The sequence below is a fragment of the Sutcliffiella rhizosphaerae genome, from assembly GCF_917563925.1.
GTDB lineage: Bacteria > Bacillota > Bacilli > Bacillales > Bacillaceae_I > Sutcliffiella_A > Sutcliffiella_A rhizosphaerae.
The window spans coordinates 20,085-34,486 of sequence record NZ_CAKJTJ010000035.1; the positions used below are offsets into that span (position 1 = coordinate 20,085).

The window sequence follows — 14,402 nt, forward strand, 5'->3', positions numbered from 1 at the left end:
GAGCCTAAATTGGCTCTTTTATTAGTTGTTTAGTGAAGGGACTACTTTTACCTAGATGTTTTTAAGATTATTAAATCGCGTAATCGAAAATTGCGAAATATCTATATCGTTACTTCCCGATATAATTAAATTACTTAAGGCTTGTCCTACGGCACTGCTAAATTTGAATCCATGTCCTGAAAACCCTGCTGCAATCGCTACATTAGGATACTTAGGATGCAGATCAATCACAAATTTCTCATCAGGAGTAAGTGTATACATACACGTTTTTCCATACTTAAGTTCCCCTGTAGCTGGAATAAATTGATCTAAGAATTGCACCAAATCTCCTTCATCCTCTGCTATATCACCGAACCCTTTCATTATTTCATCAGGATTTGTTTGAATTCCACCGTCATGTCGACCAACCTTTAACCCGACACCATCAATACTAGGAAAACCATAGTAAAGTCCTTGCTGAGTCTCGAATGCAAAGGCTGGAAAACAATCTTGATTATAGTTCTCTTCATCCGTATCAAACCAAGCAAATGTCTTTCTCACAGGTGTAAGCGGAATGTCCAAATCTAACATCGATAGTAGATTTCCTGACCATGCTCCCGCCGAAATCACAAGCGCGTCTGAATGAAAGGCCTGGTCCTCTGTCTTAACGCTTACCTTTTCACCATGTATGGAAATCTCCCTCACCCTGCTATTTGTTAGAATAGTAGCACCATGCAACTCAGCAAGCTCTTGAAACGCTTTAATACTTTCCTCACATTTCAGTACTCCTGAAGTAGGTTCAAAACAGCCGATAAAATCATTTGGTAGAGTAATTCCGGACCAACGATTATGAACCTCTACTGAATCCATAATATCAAGAGGCAGTGAATACTTTTCAGCACTTGAGATAATATTTTGCATAAAATTAGAGGCTTGATTACCAACATTAAGAACTCCCGTTTGAACAAATAGTCTCTTCCCAGTATCCCTCTCTAACTCATTCCATAATTCTTGTGCTCTAAGAACAAATGGAACATATTCCTCTCCCTCCCCATATGCGTAACGGATAATTCTCGTTTCTCCGTGATGACTTCCCTTGTTATGCGGTGAATTAAAAGAATCTAATAATAGCGTTTTCTTTCCACTCTTTGATAAGTAATACCCCGCAGCCATTCCCATTGAACCTGCCCCAATTATGATGACATCATATTGCATCTTATTTACCCTCCATCCAAACCCCAGTTACAACAATAATTTTGTTTAAATATAATTGGTAATATTCTAACTTGCCGGAAACTAATCTTTCAATAGATTAGCTCTAGCGAAAACCCATATTTTCTTATTCAAATATATTAGAAACAATTCTTCTTAATAGAACGGTATTTTTTTGTTAATAGTGCATATAAGGATGACTCCTCCCTCTGTTTAATTGTGATCCACCACATGTTATAATGAGGTGCCTAAGATTACGGATGCCACAAAAAGCCTCCGCCTATCAATAAAGTATGGAGGTGTAAGAAAATGAATAAACGATGGACGATTGGTAAAATTAAAGAGTTTGTTGAGAGCAATTCTGAAAGTAAGCTGCTAACGACGGAATATCGAGGATTTTCCCAGAAGTTACTATTTAAATGTGCATGTGGCAGTAACTTTGAAAAGACATTTACGAAATTTAAAAATAATAACCAACGTAAGTGTGAAGTGTGCCAACCGCCAAAAGAGTCACGCTAAACGTATAACGAATAAACGAAGTGCCAAATTCCCTTGAAGAGAACTTGGTACTATTTTTTTAAATATTGAATCAAATTAAAATTATGGTACACTAATGGTACAGGAGAAATATGGAAGGTGGAATTTGGTTTGCCAATATCTTTGTAATGGTTTAGCAACTAAATAGTACATTTCTTTTTTGAACATTATTTCAAAGACGGGAGAAGTGTGCCTATTTTTAACCATTACAGGGAACGCAGGAAAATCAGTTGTTTTTTAATTCCAGCGGGATACCTATGTGGTATTCCGCTTTTCTATTGGTAAATCGTTCTCCCATCAACCGTTCTTTTGCGTTCCTCTGAAAAATAGGAGGAACTGGATTATGAGTCACCATCATTTATTCACTTACGAGATTATTGCGAAGGAAACACCTTATGTAAAACGAAATTGCAGCAAATGTAAAACAAACACAGAATACTATTGTAGTGAGAAATTTAGGGTAAATTCGAATCAGAAAATAGTTGATATCTGGCTTATTTATAGCTGTCTACATTGTGAGGGAACTTGGAATTACCCTATATTATCAAGAGTGAATATTAATCATATTGACTCTACGCTCATTCAAAAATTTATGAATAATGATAAAGAAACAAGCTGGTACTATGCTTTTCAAATCAAAAAGTTAAGAAAGCTATGTAATGATGTAAATACGGATATTCGATACGAACTAAAAAAAGAAAAACTGCATTCACTACCTAACGAGGTCACTATTAAATTTTGCTATAAATATGATTTTGGTCTTAGAATAGATAAACTACTAGCAGAAATCCTTGGTCTTTCAAGGTCAAAAGTGAGTGCATTGTCTGAGGATGGAACTATTCTACTAAATCCAAACATTGATATGAAGGGCAAGGTTAGGGATGAGTTGCAAATTACTTTGAAAGGTGATTTGTTTAGGGTTGATGCTTTGGCTTAATTATTAATTAAACATGAAAACCACCCGGGAGATTGGGTGGTTTTGGTTTTACTTTATTTACTCCAGTTTAATTACCTCTTCATTTACCTAGTTGATGAACCGTTCTTTTCATTATTATCAAGTGAACCAACTAATTTTTTAATTAACTTGATTTTCTCAAAATGCATCCCTTCATGATATAAGCAAAAACTCAAGAACTCATTAACTTTTAAAAGCCGTAGCCCTTTAGAAGTTGTATAGCCAATAGGAGATTCTTCCTGTAATCGATCCTTTAATGTATTTTCAACTCGTTCTACTTGATTGGTGAGTAGCTCACAGATTTCTTGTAAAGGTGGTGAGCTTAGTAAGTCCTGTCGTGCTGGTTTTGAACCTGGACAGAACATCTTGCTAAAATCCTCACTTACATTCATCTTTTCACCCGCAAAATGAATAGCGAATTTTTCCTGGATGAAGTAGATGTGGCCTGCGTTCCATTTAATACTGTTCTGAAAACCATCTGGAATGATTTCAACTGAAAAAAAACCATATTGCTTTCCCCCTTAAATTGCCAAGTCTCTCGATGAAAGATTGGTAAGGAAAGAGGAAAAGCTCCAGGAGATTGGCTCTTAAGAGCGGTTAAGGCATAAACCGTATTGATTGATCATAACAAAGAAACCCTCATACCTGGAAAGGTTCTGAGGGTTTCTTTTCTTATCGTCAAAAGTTCTTGTGGAAAATAAAAACCCCCATCCAGCGGAATTCTCCGGATGAGAGGCTAGCATCGAAAGCGCCATTATCATTATTAAACGTTATACAATAATATGTTATACCAAAATTTATCAGATATAGTTTGTGATTTTCTTTTTGAGTTTATGCAATGAAAAAAGAAGCTCCCCACAAGTTCCTTGAACTCATGAAAAGCCTCCTTAATTTAGCAGCTTTGGGATGTAAAGTAGTCAAAATTACTAACTATTATTTAATCATAAATAAAAGAGGCTCTCCACTAATCAATTATTGGCAAGCCTCCCCTTCCTAAACAGTCATCTTCCAACTTGACAGCGCCAACCAATTTTCCTGCTCTTTATAATCCGGTGATATTTTTCCTACAAGTCGCCAGAAGGAGCGGTCGTGATTGAGATGAATCATATGGCACATTTCGTGTACTACCACATAATCGATTACTTTAACTGGAGCCATCGCCAACTTCCAATTGAAAGTTAACTGTAATTGGGAATCACAGGTTCCCCATGTAGTTTTACTATCAGATATGCGGATAGACCGTGGTTTTACTTTAAAGTTACTTTGATAGGATCTTACACGCTTCTCCACTATAGCTTTGCATTGCTGGTAATAAAATCTCTTCAAAGCTTGTTTTATCTTTCCATCCTCCACCTGTTTCACATATACATTTATATGTTTCTCATCAAACACAACATGATCTTGTTCAATAGAACTATCTTGATAAACCTTTACAGGATAGGTGTTTCCTAGATAAAGAATCTTCTCCTCCTGACTATATTCCTTCTCCTGCTGTCCAAGCAGCCTGCCCTTCATTTCCTTCGATTTTTCTTGAATCAGTTCCCACCTATCCTCCAGCAATTGAACCACTTTCTCATCCTGTGTACCTTTAGGAGCTTGGACTTCAATATTTCCATAGACGTCCATATGAATTGCGATGGATTTGCGATTTTTGTATTTTATCTCAAAACGAATGGTTTCTCCTGAATATGTATGTATCATTTTATCACCTTACATCATGTACTTTTCCTAGTAATTATATTAAATTTTGCCCATAAAAAGTAGCGGCGATTAACTCCTTACTCCAAATCCTAACCCCAAAAGAAAGCCACTCAGTCAAATCTATCAATTTTTCTTTTTCACTAAAAAAACCCTTTACATACCTAATGGGGTTGTAGCTTTAAGTTCGATTAAACATCCCCAACAAAGCCGTATACCACTGTAAAAAGAAGAAGCCATTGTGATAAATAGATAGATCAAAATGGGTCCTTCCTTTTTACAGTGTTGTTTAATTTTTATAAAAAAGTTTAACCATTTTCCACCTGGGTCGTTACACAATTGCTCTTCGTTTGAGGAAGATCTGATGTACTGAAAATATGTGGTATTTAGGGGCAGTAACCAATTGATCTCTTAAATGAATTCTTTCACCATCTGCAGTAAAAGCTGGGTAGCCTCGTGTAGACATGGAGGAAAGCAACACCATTTTATTTACATGTTCCGGGTAATCAGTAGCAAACTGCATGGCTACACCACCACCGTTTGACCACCCTATTAAATAGACCTTCTTCAAATCTAATTGATCAACAAATTGTTTAAGATCTTCTGAGAAATCTCTCATAGAATTTATGGACTTATGATAGGTTGAATTTCCATACCCACGTAAATCGACCGCATAAATTGTAAAAATTGAATCCATTTTTTCAAGTAACAGATCATATTGAACGGATGATGCCATATTTCCATGAATTAAAAGTACAACATGACCTCCGCCTTGCCTTTTTAAATAGGAAAGGGTTTCGCCATTATTCAATTTAATATTCATAAAAATCCTCCTATCTTGAACACAAATAGTTGCCATTACTTTTCGAAATTCACGGAGAAGAAGTAGGCTACAACTCTCATTAACCTAGCGACTCCGGCATTTTTCAAACTTCGTCTATAGGCATATTGAACCTTATCAATATTGTTCTGGAACCGTCGTAGGGGAACCACAGCATATTTTCCATATTGTCATTTTTGCTTTATGATTCTCAATAAACGAAAGGACCGTTAGATGCGTTTTTATGGGTTGTCTTCCATGTGAAGGATGTTTTATAGTGTAGGGTGCTCTAGTGAGGTATATGGATCGTTAAGCTGCTTTTACAATCATTGAACCTTGCTGTGTTTTCAGTGCTCTTTCTCTTTTTGGATAAATTGACAATGGTTTACCTACGGGAAGTATTCTAGGTCAAAGGAAACTCGCCTTTGTTGGTGATGGCATGTTGGTTTTTAAAATAATGCATGTGGGCGAGGTTGTCAACAGAAATTTTTTATTACAATTTTACACCCAGATTTTTCGCTGGCAACATCTCTGTTTTTCGTTATTCCCATTAAACGAGTTTACTGACCATTAACCAAGGTTTATCATCTACTCCAACACCTTGTTTAATTCACCGTTCAATCTCAGATGTTCTTTTTCATTTCAACATAAAAACACCCCTTTAGATAATATCTAAAGAGGTTGTTGCTTTGAAATAAAGTTTGATTAAAAATACCTCACAAGCCAGCACTTTACGATAAATAAAAAGAATCCAAATGGATTCTAATCGAGCAAATTTATGGTTCGTTTTTATAATAAAGTTTGATTATTTTCTACCTGCGTTGCTCCACGATCGCGCCCGATTGCGGAAGACTTGAATTCAAGATATATAAAGAATATATCATCTTAAATGAATATATCCTTAAGGAAATATTGATAGTTTATTTCTCCCATTCTTGTTCTAGAACACTATATAATAAAGAATCCCGCCAACCATCTTTTATTAATAAATCCTCACGAATTCTACCTTCCTTTATCATTCCCACTTTTTCCAATACTTTTGCTGAGCCTACATTTCTAGGGTCACAGGTTGCATATATGCGATGAAGATTAAGTTTTCTAAATCCAAAATTAATTAGTAGTTTAGCAATATCCGTTGCAATACCTTTTCCCCAATATTCAGGATTGACAATATATCCAACTTCTCCAACTTTATTAGTGAAGTCTCTAATATTAATTTCCCCAGATCCTATCATCTTTTCATTATATGTTACCGCAAGGGCAAACCTGGTTCTCTCTGCACTGCTTGCATCTCTGATTACCTGATTAACAAAAACCTTTGAGTCCTCTTCTGTATTAGGTCCCCAAGGTTGATATTTACACACAATATATTGTGATGCGTACTTGTGAACATCAATCCAATCATCTTCCGTAAATTCTCTTAGTGATATTATTTCATTTGAAAGAAAAACCATGTTAAATCTCCTCGATTGATATATATTATTATGTCATCTTTATTAAACTCTTGCTCCAGTTTCTTGAAGACTCGACATCAAAATTACTTTTGTAATTACCTTGCCTCCTTATCTAGAACGAAACTTATTTACTCACCATGCCCAGAATTAATTTTAATTCTTTACGTTTTTTCTTCATTCGCTTAAACCCCTCTTTTGAATCTATTAACAAAACAGTGCTTCCTATCCAAATTCTTATGTATAAAGACTGCAACTCTATTGGACCTACTATCCCTTTTTCCTCAAACTCTGTACCCTCATCTAATTCTGTTTCCGTCCTAATTAACCAACTACTTCCTATACCAAACTCAATATACTTCAAAAACTTGACCTCTTTCTATTATTTCCAGAACTTAGTTATCCCACTATCCTGCCCGTTAGTGGAACAAGAAAAAATCTTACGTATCCAAATATTATTGTGATAATCTAAGAAAGTAATCCCTTATTTCTGTTGGTAACTCTTCAACTGCAAGTACTTTTAACTTTCGGATACCTTGTGTACCTGGTGAAGTCATAATCAGATAAGATTTTTCATCATATTCAAACAAGGTAAATTGACTTATACTGTTTGCGGGTGTACTCGTTCCATTGATATATTCAAAATCTTCTTCCTTAAAATTAGCCTCGTATCCTTCCAACATTAAACTTTGTGCCTCTTCAAAATCTTCTGCAAAAGACATCGATTGATATAGGTCTACTGAATTTTTAGGTTTGTAAAGATGTAAATAATAACCAACCGAAATTAATACAACAAAAACCATTATGCTAGTTATTAACCTACTTTTTAAAGGCATTTTCTTCAACCCCTCATTGGTTCACTTCACTATTACCAGATTTCCTCATAAAAAAAATTGAACTGTACTTTCACTAAACTGCCGTTTGCTTAATTCCAATTATTTCATAATCTAATAATTCCAACAATAAGATTTTTCTTTGGCCAATATAAAAACGAACGCTAACCCTTGTTACAGAATTGCGCCCGATTGCTGAAGATCATTTATCTATTGAACAGTATCCTTGTTCTGTGCAGCAAAAGATACAGATTAAAACGATAGTGTTTGATGAAATATTAAAGTGTCTAGAAAAGAAGTAGATTCAACTTTTTACTGTCGAATCTACTTTCTTTTCTTATGGCTTAATATATAAATTAATTTCGTGTCCTTCTACTATAAAAATTTTCATATCTGGCTTACTTTCAAACCTAATCGAATTTATAATGAGATTTTTTTGGACTAATTCATCAAATCTTATCAAGACTGCTTGAAGCCATGAGTCAGTCTCAACATAAAGATCTACTCGTAAATCAACTGGAAGATCTAATTCCTTTCTATGTGTTTGAACAGCACGAACAAATTCTCTTACTAATCCTTCTTCTTTTAGCTCTTGTGTCAACTTGGTATCTAATAGTGTCAGGAAATTACTACCTTCCAATAATTCAAAACCATCCTTGCCTTTTTTATCAATAAGTACGTCATCCATTGTAAGAGTAACAGTTTCACCTGAATTTAAAGGTAATTGGATTGCTGTTTCTTGAAGGAATATTTCCTTTTCTGTATCGTCTAATTTTTCTACTTTATTTTTAACTTCACCCACTGATTTGCCTACCTTTGGCCCGACTACAGCAAAATTCAATTTTAGTTCAACCACTAATAAATCTTGGTAATTCCCCCTAAATTCAACTTCCTTAATGTTCATTTCATCTTTTATAATAGACGAATACTTTTCCAATGGAGATAGATTGTTTTCTTCTTTCGGAATGACGATTAATTGAGCTAATGGTTGTTTGGTTTTTATTCCTACAGTATTTCTAAGGGATCTTGTTAGTTCTATTATCTGTAATACTGCATCCATATCTTTTTCTAATTGTTCATCAATAAGCGTTTCATCTGGTTGAGGATAGTCAGATAAATGTACGCTATCTTTCACTAAGTTTGTGAAAATGTCTTCTGTGGCATAGGGAGTATAAGGAGCCATGAGCTGTGACAGCTTCTTTAAGACCTCATACAAGGTGCTAAACGCTGACCTTTTATCATCAGTCATACCACTGCTCCAAAAACGTTGTCTCGATCGTCTTACATACCAATTACTGAGTTCATCAATAAATGTTGAAATTGATCTGGCTCCTCTTGTAATATCATATCCGTCTAAACTTTGGGTAACTTCCATAGTTACAGAATTAAGGCGAGAAAGAATCCATTTATCCAGAGTAGTCTGAGTTCCACCTAAGTCACTATCAGGATTAAATTGGTCAATTTCTGCATACATAGAGTAAAATGAATAAACGTTTAAAAGTGTATCAATAACTTTAGATTTTGCCTGACTGACAGTTTTTTTAGAAAAACGTTTATTATTCCATGGGGAACTGTCAGCTAACAATGCCCATCTGAGTGAATCAGCACCAAACTCATTTATTAGCTCAGTTGGGTTTAAAGCATTCCCCTTACTCTTTGACATTTTTTGCCCATTTTCGTCTAAAATATGTCCTAAAGAAAGGACACGCTTATAGGGTGACTGTCTTGTAAACAAAGTAGAAACGGCTAATAAACTGTAAAACCAACCTCTTGTTTGGTCTACGCCTTCAATTACAACATCAGCAGGAAATTGCTTCTTAAATGTTTCTTTATTTTCAAACGGATAATGGTATTGAGCAAATGGCATCGAACCACTATCAAACCATACATCAATAACTTCACTCGTTCTTTCCATCTTACTACCGCAACTACAAGTTAAATGAACTTTATCTACATATGGTTTATGCAACTCTATGTCTTCTGGCAATTCTTCTACTGAGAGTTTTCTTAATTCTTTGATTGATTTTGGAGCTTTTTCTTCGCCACATTCTTTACAAACCCATACATTAAGTGGTGTTCCCCAATATCTATTTCTGCCAATATTCCAGTCAACCATGTTTTCCAAAAATTTTCCAAATCTTCCATCCCTCATATGGTGCGGGAACCATTGAACTCCTTGATTGTTGAGTTGCATTTCTTCTTTTACAGCAGTAGTCTTAATGAACCACCCCTCCATTGCATAATAGAGTAGGGGACTGTCACACCTCCAACAGTGTGGGTAGCTGTGTTCATATTTTTGTTTATCAAATAAAAGGTTTTGTTTTGATAGCATTTTTATTATATCTACGTCACAGTCTTTTACAAATTGCCCTGCAAGTGGAGTTATATAGTCCTTATAACGACCTTTCGTGTCTACAACATTAATGAAATCAAAATGATTATCTTGGATAGCTTTGTAATCATCTTCACCATGGGCAGGTGCTAAATGTACAATTCCTGTTCCACTTGTTTCTGTTACAAAATCTGCTCCAAGAACTTTATAACCATTGGAAAGAGTGACGTAATTAAAAGGCGGTTCATAAGAACGGCCAATTAAATCTTGACCTTTTATCACATCAACTGTTTCAAATTTTTCCTTCATAACTTTTGGAGCCAAGGATTCAGCAAGTATGAATATTTCTGAGTCTTGTTTTACTCGTACATAATTCATGTTAGGATTAACCGCAACGGCTACATTAGATGGCAAAGTCCAAGGTGTAGTAGTCCATCCTAAGAGGTATTCATTTTCAGTTCCTTTTAGTCGGAATTTTGCTGTAACAGATAAATCTGTTACATCTTTGTAACCCTGTGCAACCTCATGTGAACTAAGAGAAATCTCGCAATGAGGGCAATAAGGAACAACTCGATGTCCTTTATATAAATAGCCTTTATCATGAATTGTTGATAGGATATTCCAGACAGATTCAATATATTCGTTATTTAAAGTGATATACGGATCTTCCATATCAACCCAATAACCAAGTGCTTCGGTGAATTGTTTCCACTCATTTTCATATGCAAAAACACTTTCTTTACATTTTTGAACGAAATTTTCAATTCCGTATTCTTCGATTTGGTCTTTACCACGAATATTTAATTGTTTTTCTACTTCTAATTCCACAGGTAAACCATGAGTATCCCAACCAGCTTTTCTTAAAACTTGATAACCCGACATTGTTTTATACCTTGCTACAAAATCCTTGATTGTTCTCCCAAGAGCATGACCTGCATGGGGTAAACCATTAGCTGTTGGTGGCCCCTCATAAAAAACAAATGTCTCTCTTCCTTCTCGGTTAGTTATAGAGCGTTGAAATGTTCCTTCCTTATCCCACTTATTACGAAGTCTTAGTTCCCTTTCAACATTGGATTCCATTAACATTATCACCTCATTTTAATAAAAAAAACTCGACTCTACATACGTAGAATCGAGTTTATATATAAATATATAATCTTCCTAAAAAATAAAAAAACCATAGTAGTGGTTTTTTGAATTAATTACACTACGTACTATCATACGTGTCCTTGGTATCGGTAGAATGCCGTCAAAGTTTAATATGTCCTTCAACTTTGCTTCTCGGAGAGGATTTTCATTATGGTCTTAACGTTGACTTTCAGCAATTTGTCAACTCTCTGTAGATAAGATATACATAACTACTCTTTCTCGTCATTGAATTAAATATTTATTTATCACTTATCTTAACCATTGGAAAATAAAAAGTCAAATTATCCCTATGATTACTACATTATTATGAATTATATTCATTACTTTAATAGCTAATATCTTATCAGAATATTTAACTTTACCAAATAAGTGTATTGAAAAATCTTGCTCTTTTGTAATACCCTCTAAAAAATTTAATCTTTGCTGCACAGTATGAGTCTACTACGCAATATAAGAGTTACTCCATAATCTGGCCCTAAAATGAAAAATGAGCGCAAATCCCTTGTTCCAGGATTGCGCCCTTTTCTGGAATAGCAAACGATATAGAAGTTATTTTTTTATTCTCTTTATTACAAAAAACATTGCAAAAGCTACACCTAATATAACCAATATTTTTATCATTAAACTAAGGTAATCAAATCTTCCTCCCGCATATTCTCCTCGTATTATTGCTTTTTTGTATTTGCCATCTTTTACTTCTACTGCTATTGCTTCGTCTGTACTAATTTCTTGAATAGAATAGTATTTCGTACCTTTCTTATACGCATTCGAAAAGTTGCCAGAATAACTTTCCATATCCGAATACCTAGTAACATGCCCAATTTCACTTTCTACCATATTTACATACTCATCACTAACTTCATAAATGTAACCATTCCATACAACAAATGGGTAAGCCCAAGAAGTTGCTAATGAATTACTAGGAAATAAATGAAAAATAAATAAGGTTAATAAGAGAACAAAATGTAATAAGTACTTAACCTTCAATAAAATCCCCCTCTCAAATACAAATTACAAATTGTTATTCTTGTGATACATTCGCTTTTAGTAGTATATCTTTCAGTATAACTTCAGCTATCTCGTCACAGTATCCTGCCTTGCTCTAATAAATTTACTGATTAAAAAGACGCATAATTCTATAAGTGCGCCCGATAGTTGAAGATTTTCAATTAATAACTTATTACAGAAAAGCTCCTAGATTGCTTAATCAAGTAATTGCAACCTTTCTTTTTTTAATCAATAGCACTATTACCATCACAAATAAAATTAAAGAAACTAAAATAGTTGTTCCCGAACCAATAGGTGTTATAATCCCTATAATCATTATTATAATTCCAAAAACAATTAAGCTAGTAACCAATGTAATTCCTCTTTCGTAATATATACTTTTTATCAATATCCATATTTATTCCAGAAAGATTCCACAGTGTAGTTCACTATTATTAAACAATCCTGCCCTTTAGTTTAATAAGAAGGTGAATAAATTCTATCCGTATCAGTATCAATTACAAAATCAATTTGAATTTCACTGTCATAAGGGATTTGTTCAAAGTTATGAAGACGCGAGAATACGTTAGCAAGGTCTTTAATATGAGTCGTTAAAGCCTTTGCCTGAAGATATTTTTGTTTTAATTCCTTCTTGGAACATTTTCTTCCTGTTAAAAGGACTTGATTCAAATACCCGTCCACTTCAATAATCACTTTTATCACGGCTGGTTGCTAATCAGCCTTATAGCTTCAATTTTTATTTCTTGAACTAAACTGCTCGTTTGCTTAATTCCAATTATTTCATAACCTGATAATTCCTACAATATGAAATTCCATTGGCCAAAATTAAAAGAGCGCTGATCCTTGTTCCAGGATCGCGCTCGTTTGTGGAAGGCAAGAAGCTCAACTCAATCGCTAGATTTCCATAGCTTTTTTGACATAGCTTTTACTATAAGGAAGTGAGGGCTGGTCATGAGATAGTGATAAGATTTTTCTTTCACTTCTTTCATCTTTTCTTGCGGTTGGGGTTCAATCAGCTTATCGAGATTGAAAAATTGAGTGGTTTCATTTACGATGCTTTGCATTGGTCTTCTGTAAAAGCTTACATCAATAGTAATATTAGGTTTGTTCCAGGTTTCTGAAAAGAATTGGGTTTTAAAGTAATCCTCGCAATTGTGTCTTGTATAGTTCATAAATGGATGATGAACCGAAAATAAAAAGGTTCCGTCTGCTTTTAGAATGCGGTTGAATTCTTGAAACGTGTAAGTCCAATCCTGTTGATAATGAAGTGTAAGAGAGCTGCCATATGGGAATGTGTTATTTGCTGGGTTCTTTGGTAAGTCGTGCTTTAGCTGTACAGCCTAGGAACTACATAAGACAGAATTCATACCAACGATACAAATACACTTTTTAGAAAATAATGAATATAGAGATAAATTTTAACAGAAATATGGTAAAATAACTCCAAAGGGGGAGGTTCGATGAATAGCATTAATAAATATAAAGTTTTAAAGACACTTGGGTCAGGAGCTTTCGGTACTACATATCTAGTAGAAAAAGATAATAATACTTTTGCTCTTAAATTAATCAGAGAAAATATAATGATTTTAGAAAAAGATGATCAACGTAGAATTGAACGAGAGATAAATATACTAAAAAAAGTTTCAGGTAATGGAACGGTCAAGTACATTGATGATGGATTATATGAAGATGGAGCAGAAAAGTATCGCTATATTGTAATGGAATTCATTGAGGGAGAAAACTTAGAAAACTTCATAAAAAAATCAGGTTCCTTAGCAGTACATATTGCAGCGAAAATAATATTCAATGTGTTTAAGGCAATTAATGATATTCATAACGCTGGTGTTTTACACAGAGATTTAAAGCCAGCTAATATTATACTAATTGATGAAATAGAATATAACGTTAAAATCCTTGACTTTGGAATCTCAAAATTAATAGATGCAAGTACATTAACCACAACTGGACAAGGTATGGGAACTTTCGCTTATATGCCTCCAGAACAATTAAAATCAGCCAAAGACATTGACTATCGGGCAGATTTTTATTCAATAGCTGCTATCTTTTACGAACTTCTCACTAATGAAAAACCTCTCCAAATGACAAATCAGCTTGAGGCTATGTATAAAATAATGAACGAACAACCAATACCTGTTATTAATAAGGTTAAAAATATTCCTCTTGAACTATCTCAGCTAATTGAAACCTTGCTCTTAAAAGAACCGTTTCAAAGAAAGTATTCTTTTAAGGAAATTATAAATATTTTAGATGGATTGATTAAAAGAAAAAAGGGTAAAGACTTTACTTATAATCATAAACCTAATTCTCTTGAATTTTTGGTTCTTCCCCAAAATAACGACTCAAGAACATTATCAGAATTAGATAATTTAGATGGTGCAATTTTCAATGCTCCTTCACTTATATATTC

At 34.2% G+C, this 14,402-nt stretch carries 13 protein-coding genes and 1 pseudogene; 3 read left to right on the top strand and 11 right to left on the bottom strand.

The annotated features are described in order from the left end of the window. Positions 1 to 51: 51 nt before the first annotated feature. The gene (solA, locus tag LRP81_RS19510; RefSeq protein ID WP_230504266.1) at positions 52 to 1,194 is read right to left on the bottom strand and encodes an N-methyl-L-tryptophan oxidase; all 1,143 of its coding nucleotides are present in this window, start codon (positions 1,192 to 1,194) and stop codon (positions 52 to 54) included. A 306-nt stretch (positions 1,195 to 1,500) separates the two neighbouring features. Between solA and LRP81_RS19515 the strand changes: the two genes are divergently transcribed. Together LRP81_RS19515 and LRP81_RS19520 are read left to right on the top strand one after the other, a co-directional pair. Further along, a complete protein-coding gene (locus LRP81_RS19515; RefSeq protein WP_230504267.1) occupies positions 1,501 to 1,710 on the top strand; it encodes a hypothetical protein in 210 nt (69 codons plus the stop codon). A gap of 361 nt (positions 1,711 to 2,071) precedes the next feature. Next, entirely contained in the window at positions 2,072 to 2,665 is a 594-nt protein-coding gene (locus LRP81_RS19520; protein ID WP_230504269.1) for a DUF1062 domain-containing protein, read from the top strand. 83 nt (positions 2,666 to 2,748) lie between these two features. Here the strand turns inward: LRP81_RS19520 and LRP81_RS19525 are convergent, their stop codons facing one another. The 10 genes and pseudogenes from LRP81_RS19525 to LRP81_RS19570 form a co-directional block, all read right to left on the bottom strand. Then, positions 2,749 to 3,171, bottom strand: a complete 423-nt coding sequence (locus LRP81_RS19525) for a DinB family protein (RefSeq protein WP_317987101.1) — start codon at positions 3,169 to 3,171, stop codon at positions 2,749 to 2,751. Positions 3,172 to 3,676: 505 nt separating this feature from the next. After that, on the bottom strand, positions 3,677 to 4,384 hold the full coding sequence (locus LRP81_RS19530; protein ID WP_230504271.1) for a M48 family metallopeptidase: 708 nt from the start codon (positions 4,382 to 4,384) through the stop codon (positions 3,677 to 3,679). 328 nt (positions 4,385 to 4,712) lie between these two features. Next, positions 4,713 to 5,204 carry an alpha/beta fold hydrolase gene (locus LRP81_RS19535; RefSeq protein ID WP_230504273.1) on the bottom strand — a complete coding sequence of 164 codons (492 nt, stop codon included), beginning with the start codon at positions 5,202 to 5,204 and terminating at the stop codon, positions 4,713 to 4,715. Between the two features lie 917 nt (positions 5,205 to 6,121). Further along, on the bottom strand, positions 6,122 to 6,655 hold the full coding sequence (locus tag LRP81_RS19540) for a GNAT family N-acetyltransferase (protein WP_230504275.1): 534 nt from the start codon (positions 6,653 to 6,655) through the stop codon (positions 6,122 to 6,124). 124 nt (positions 6,656 to 6,779) lie between these two features. Continuing rightward, positions 6,780 to 7,016, bottom strand: coding sequence for a DUF3977 family protein (locus LRP81_RS19545; RefSeq protein WP_230504277.1), 237 nt, complete (start codon positions 7,014 to 7,016; stop codon positions 6,780 to 6,782). A 91-nt stretch (positions 7,017 to 7,107) separates the two neighbouring features. Then, the gene (locus LRP81_RS19550; protein ID WP_230504292.1) at positions 7,108 to 7,488 is read right to left on the bottom strand and encodes a hypothetical protein; all 381 of its coding nucleotides are present in this window, start codon (positions 7,486 to 7,488) and stop codon (positions 7,108 to 7,110) included. A 334-nt stretch (positions 7,489 to 7,822) separates the two neighbouring features. Beyond that, entirely contained in the window at positions 7,823 to 10,897 is a 3,075-nt protein-coding gene (gene ileS / locus LRP81_RS19555; protein WP_230504279.1) for an isoleucine--tRNA ligase, read from the bottom strand. A gap of 618 nt (positions 10,898 to 11,515) precedes the next feature. Then, the gene (locus LRP81_RS19560) at positions 11,516 to 11,953 is read right to left on the bottom strand and encodes a hypothetical protein (RefSeq protein WP_230504281.1); all 438 of its coding nucleotides are present in this window, start codon (positions 11,951 to 11,953) and stop codon (positions 11,516 to 11,518) included. A 477-nt stretch (positions 11,954 to 12,430) separates the two neighbouring features. After that, positions 12,431 to 12,676, bottom strand: a complete 246-nt coding sequence (locus LRP81_RS19565; RefSeq protein WP_230504283.1) for a hypothetical protein — start codon at positions 12,674 to 12,676, stop codon at positions 12,431 to 12,433. A gap of 185 nt (positions 12,677 to 12,861) precedes the next feature. Then, a pseudogene (locus LRP81_RS19570) lies at positions 12,862 to 13,254 on the bottom strand (class I SAM-dependent methyltransferase); the annotation flags it as partial. A gap of 180 nt (positions 13,255 to 13,434) precedes the next feature. Between LRP81_RS19570 and LRP81_RS19575 the strand changes: the two are divergent. Then, positions 13,435 to 14,402, top strand: a 968-nt coding sequence (locus LRP81_RS19575) for a serine/threonine-protein kinase (protein WP_230504286.1), incomplete at its 3' end; no start/stop codon positions are given.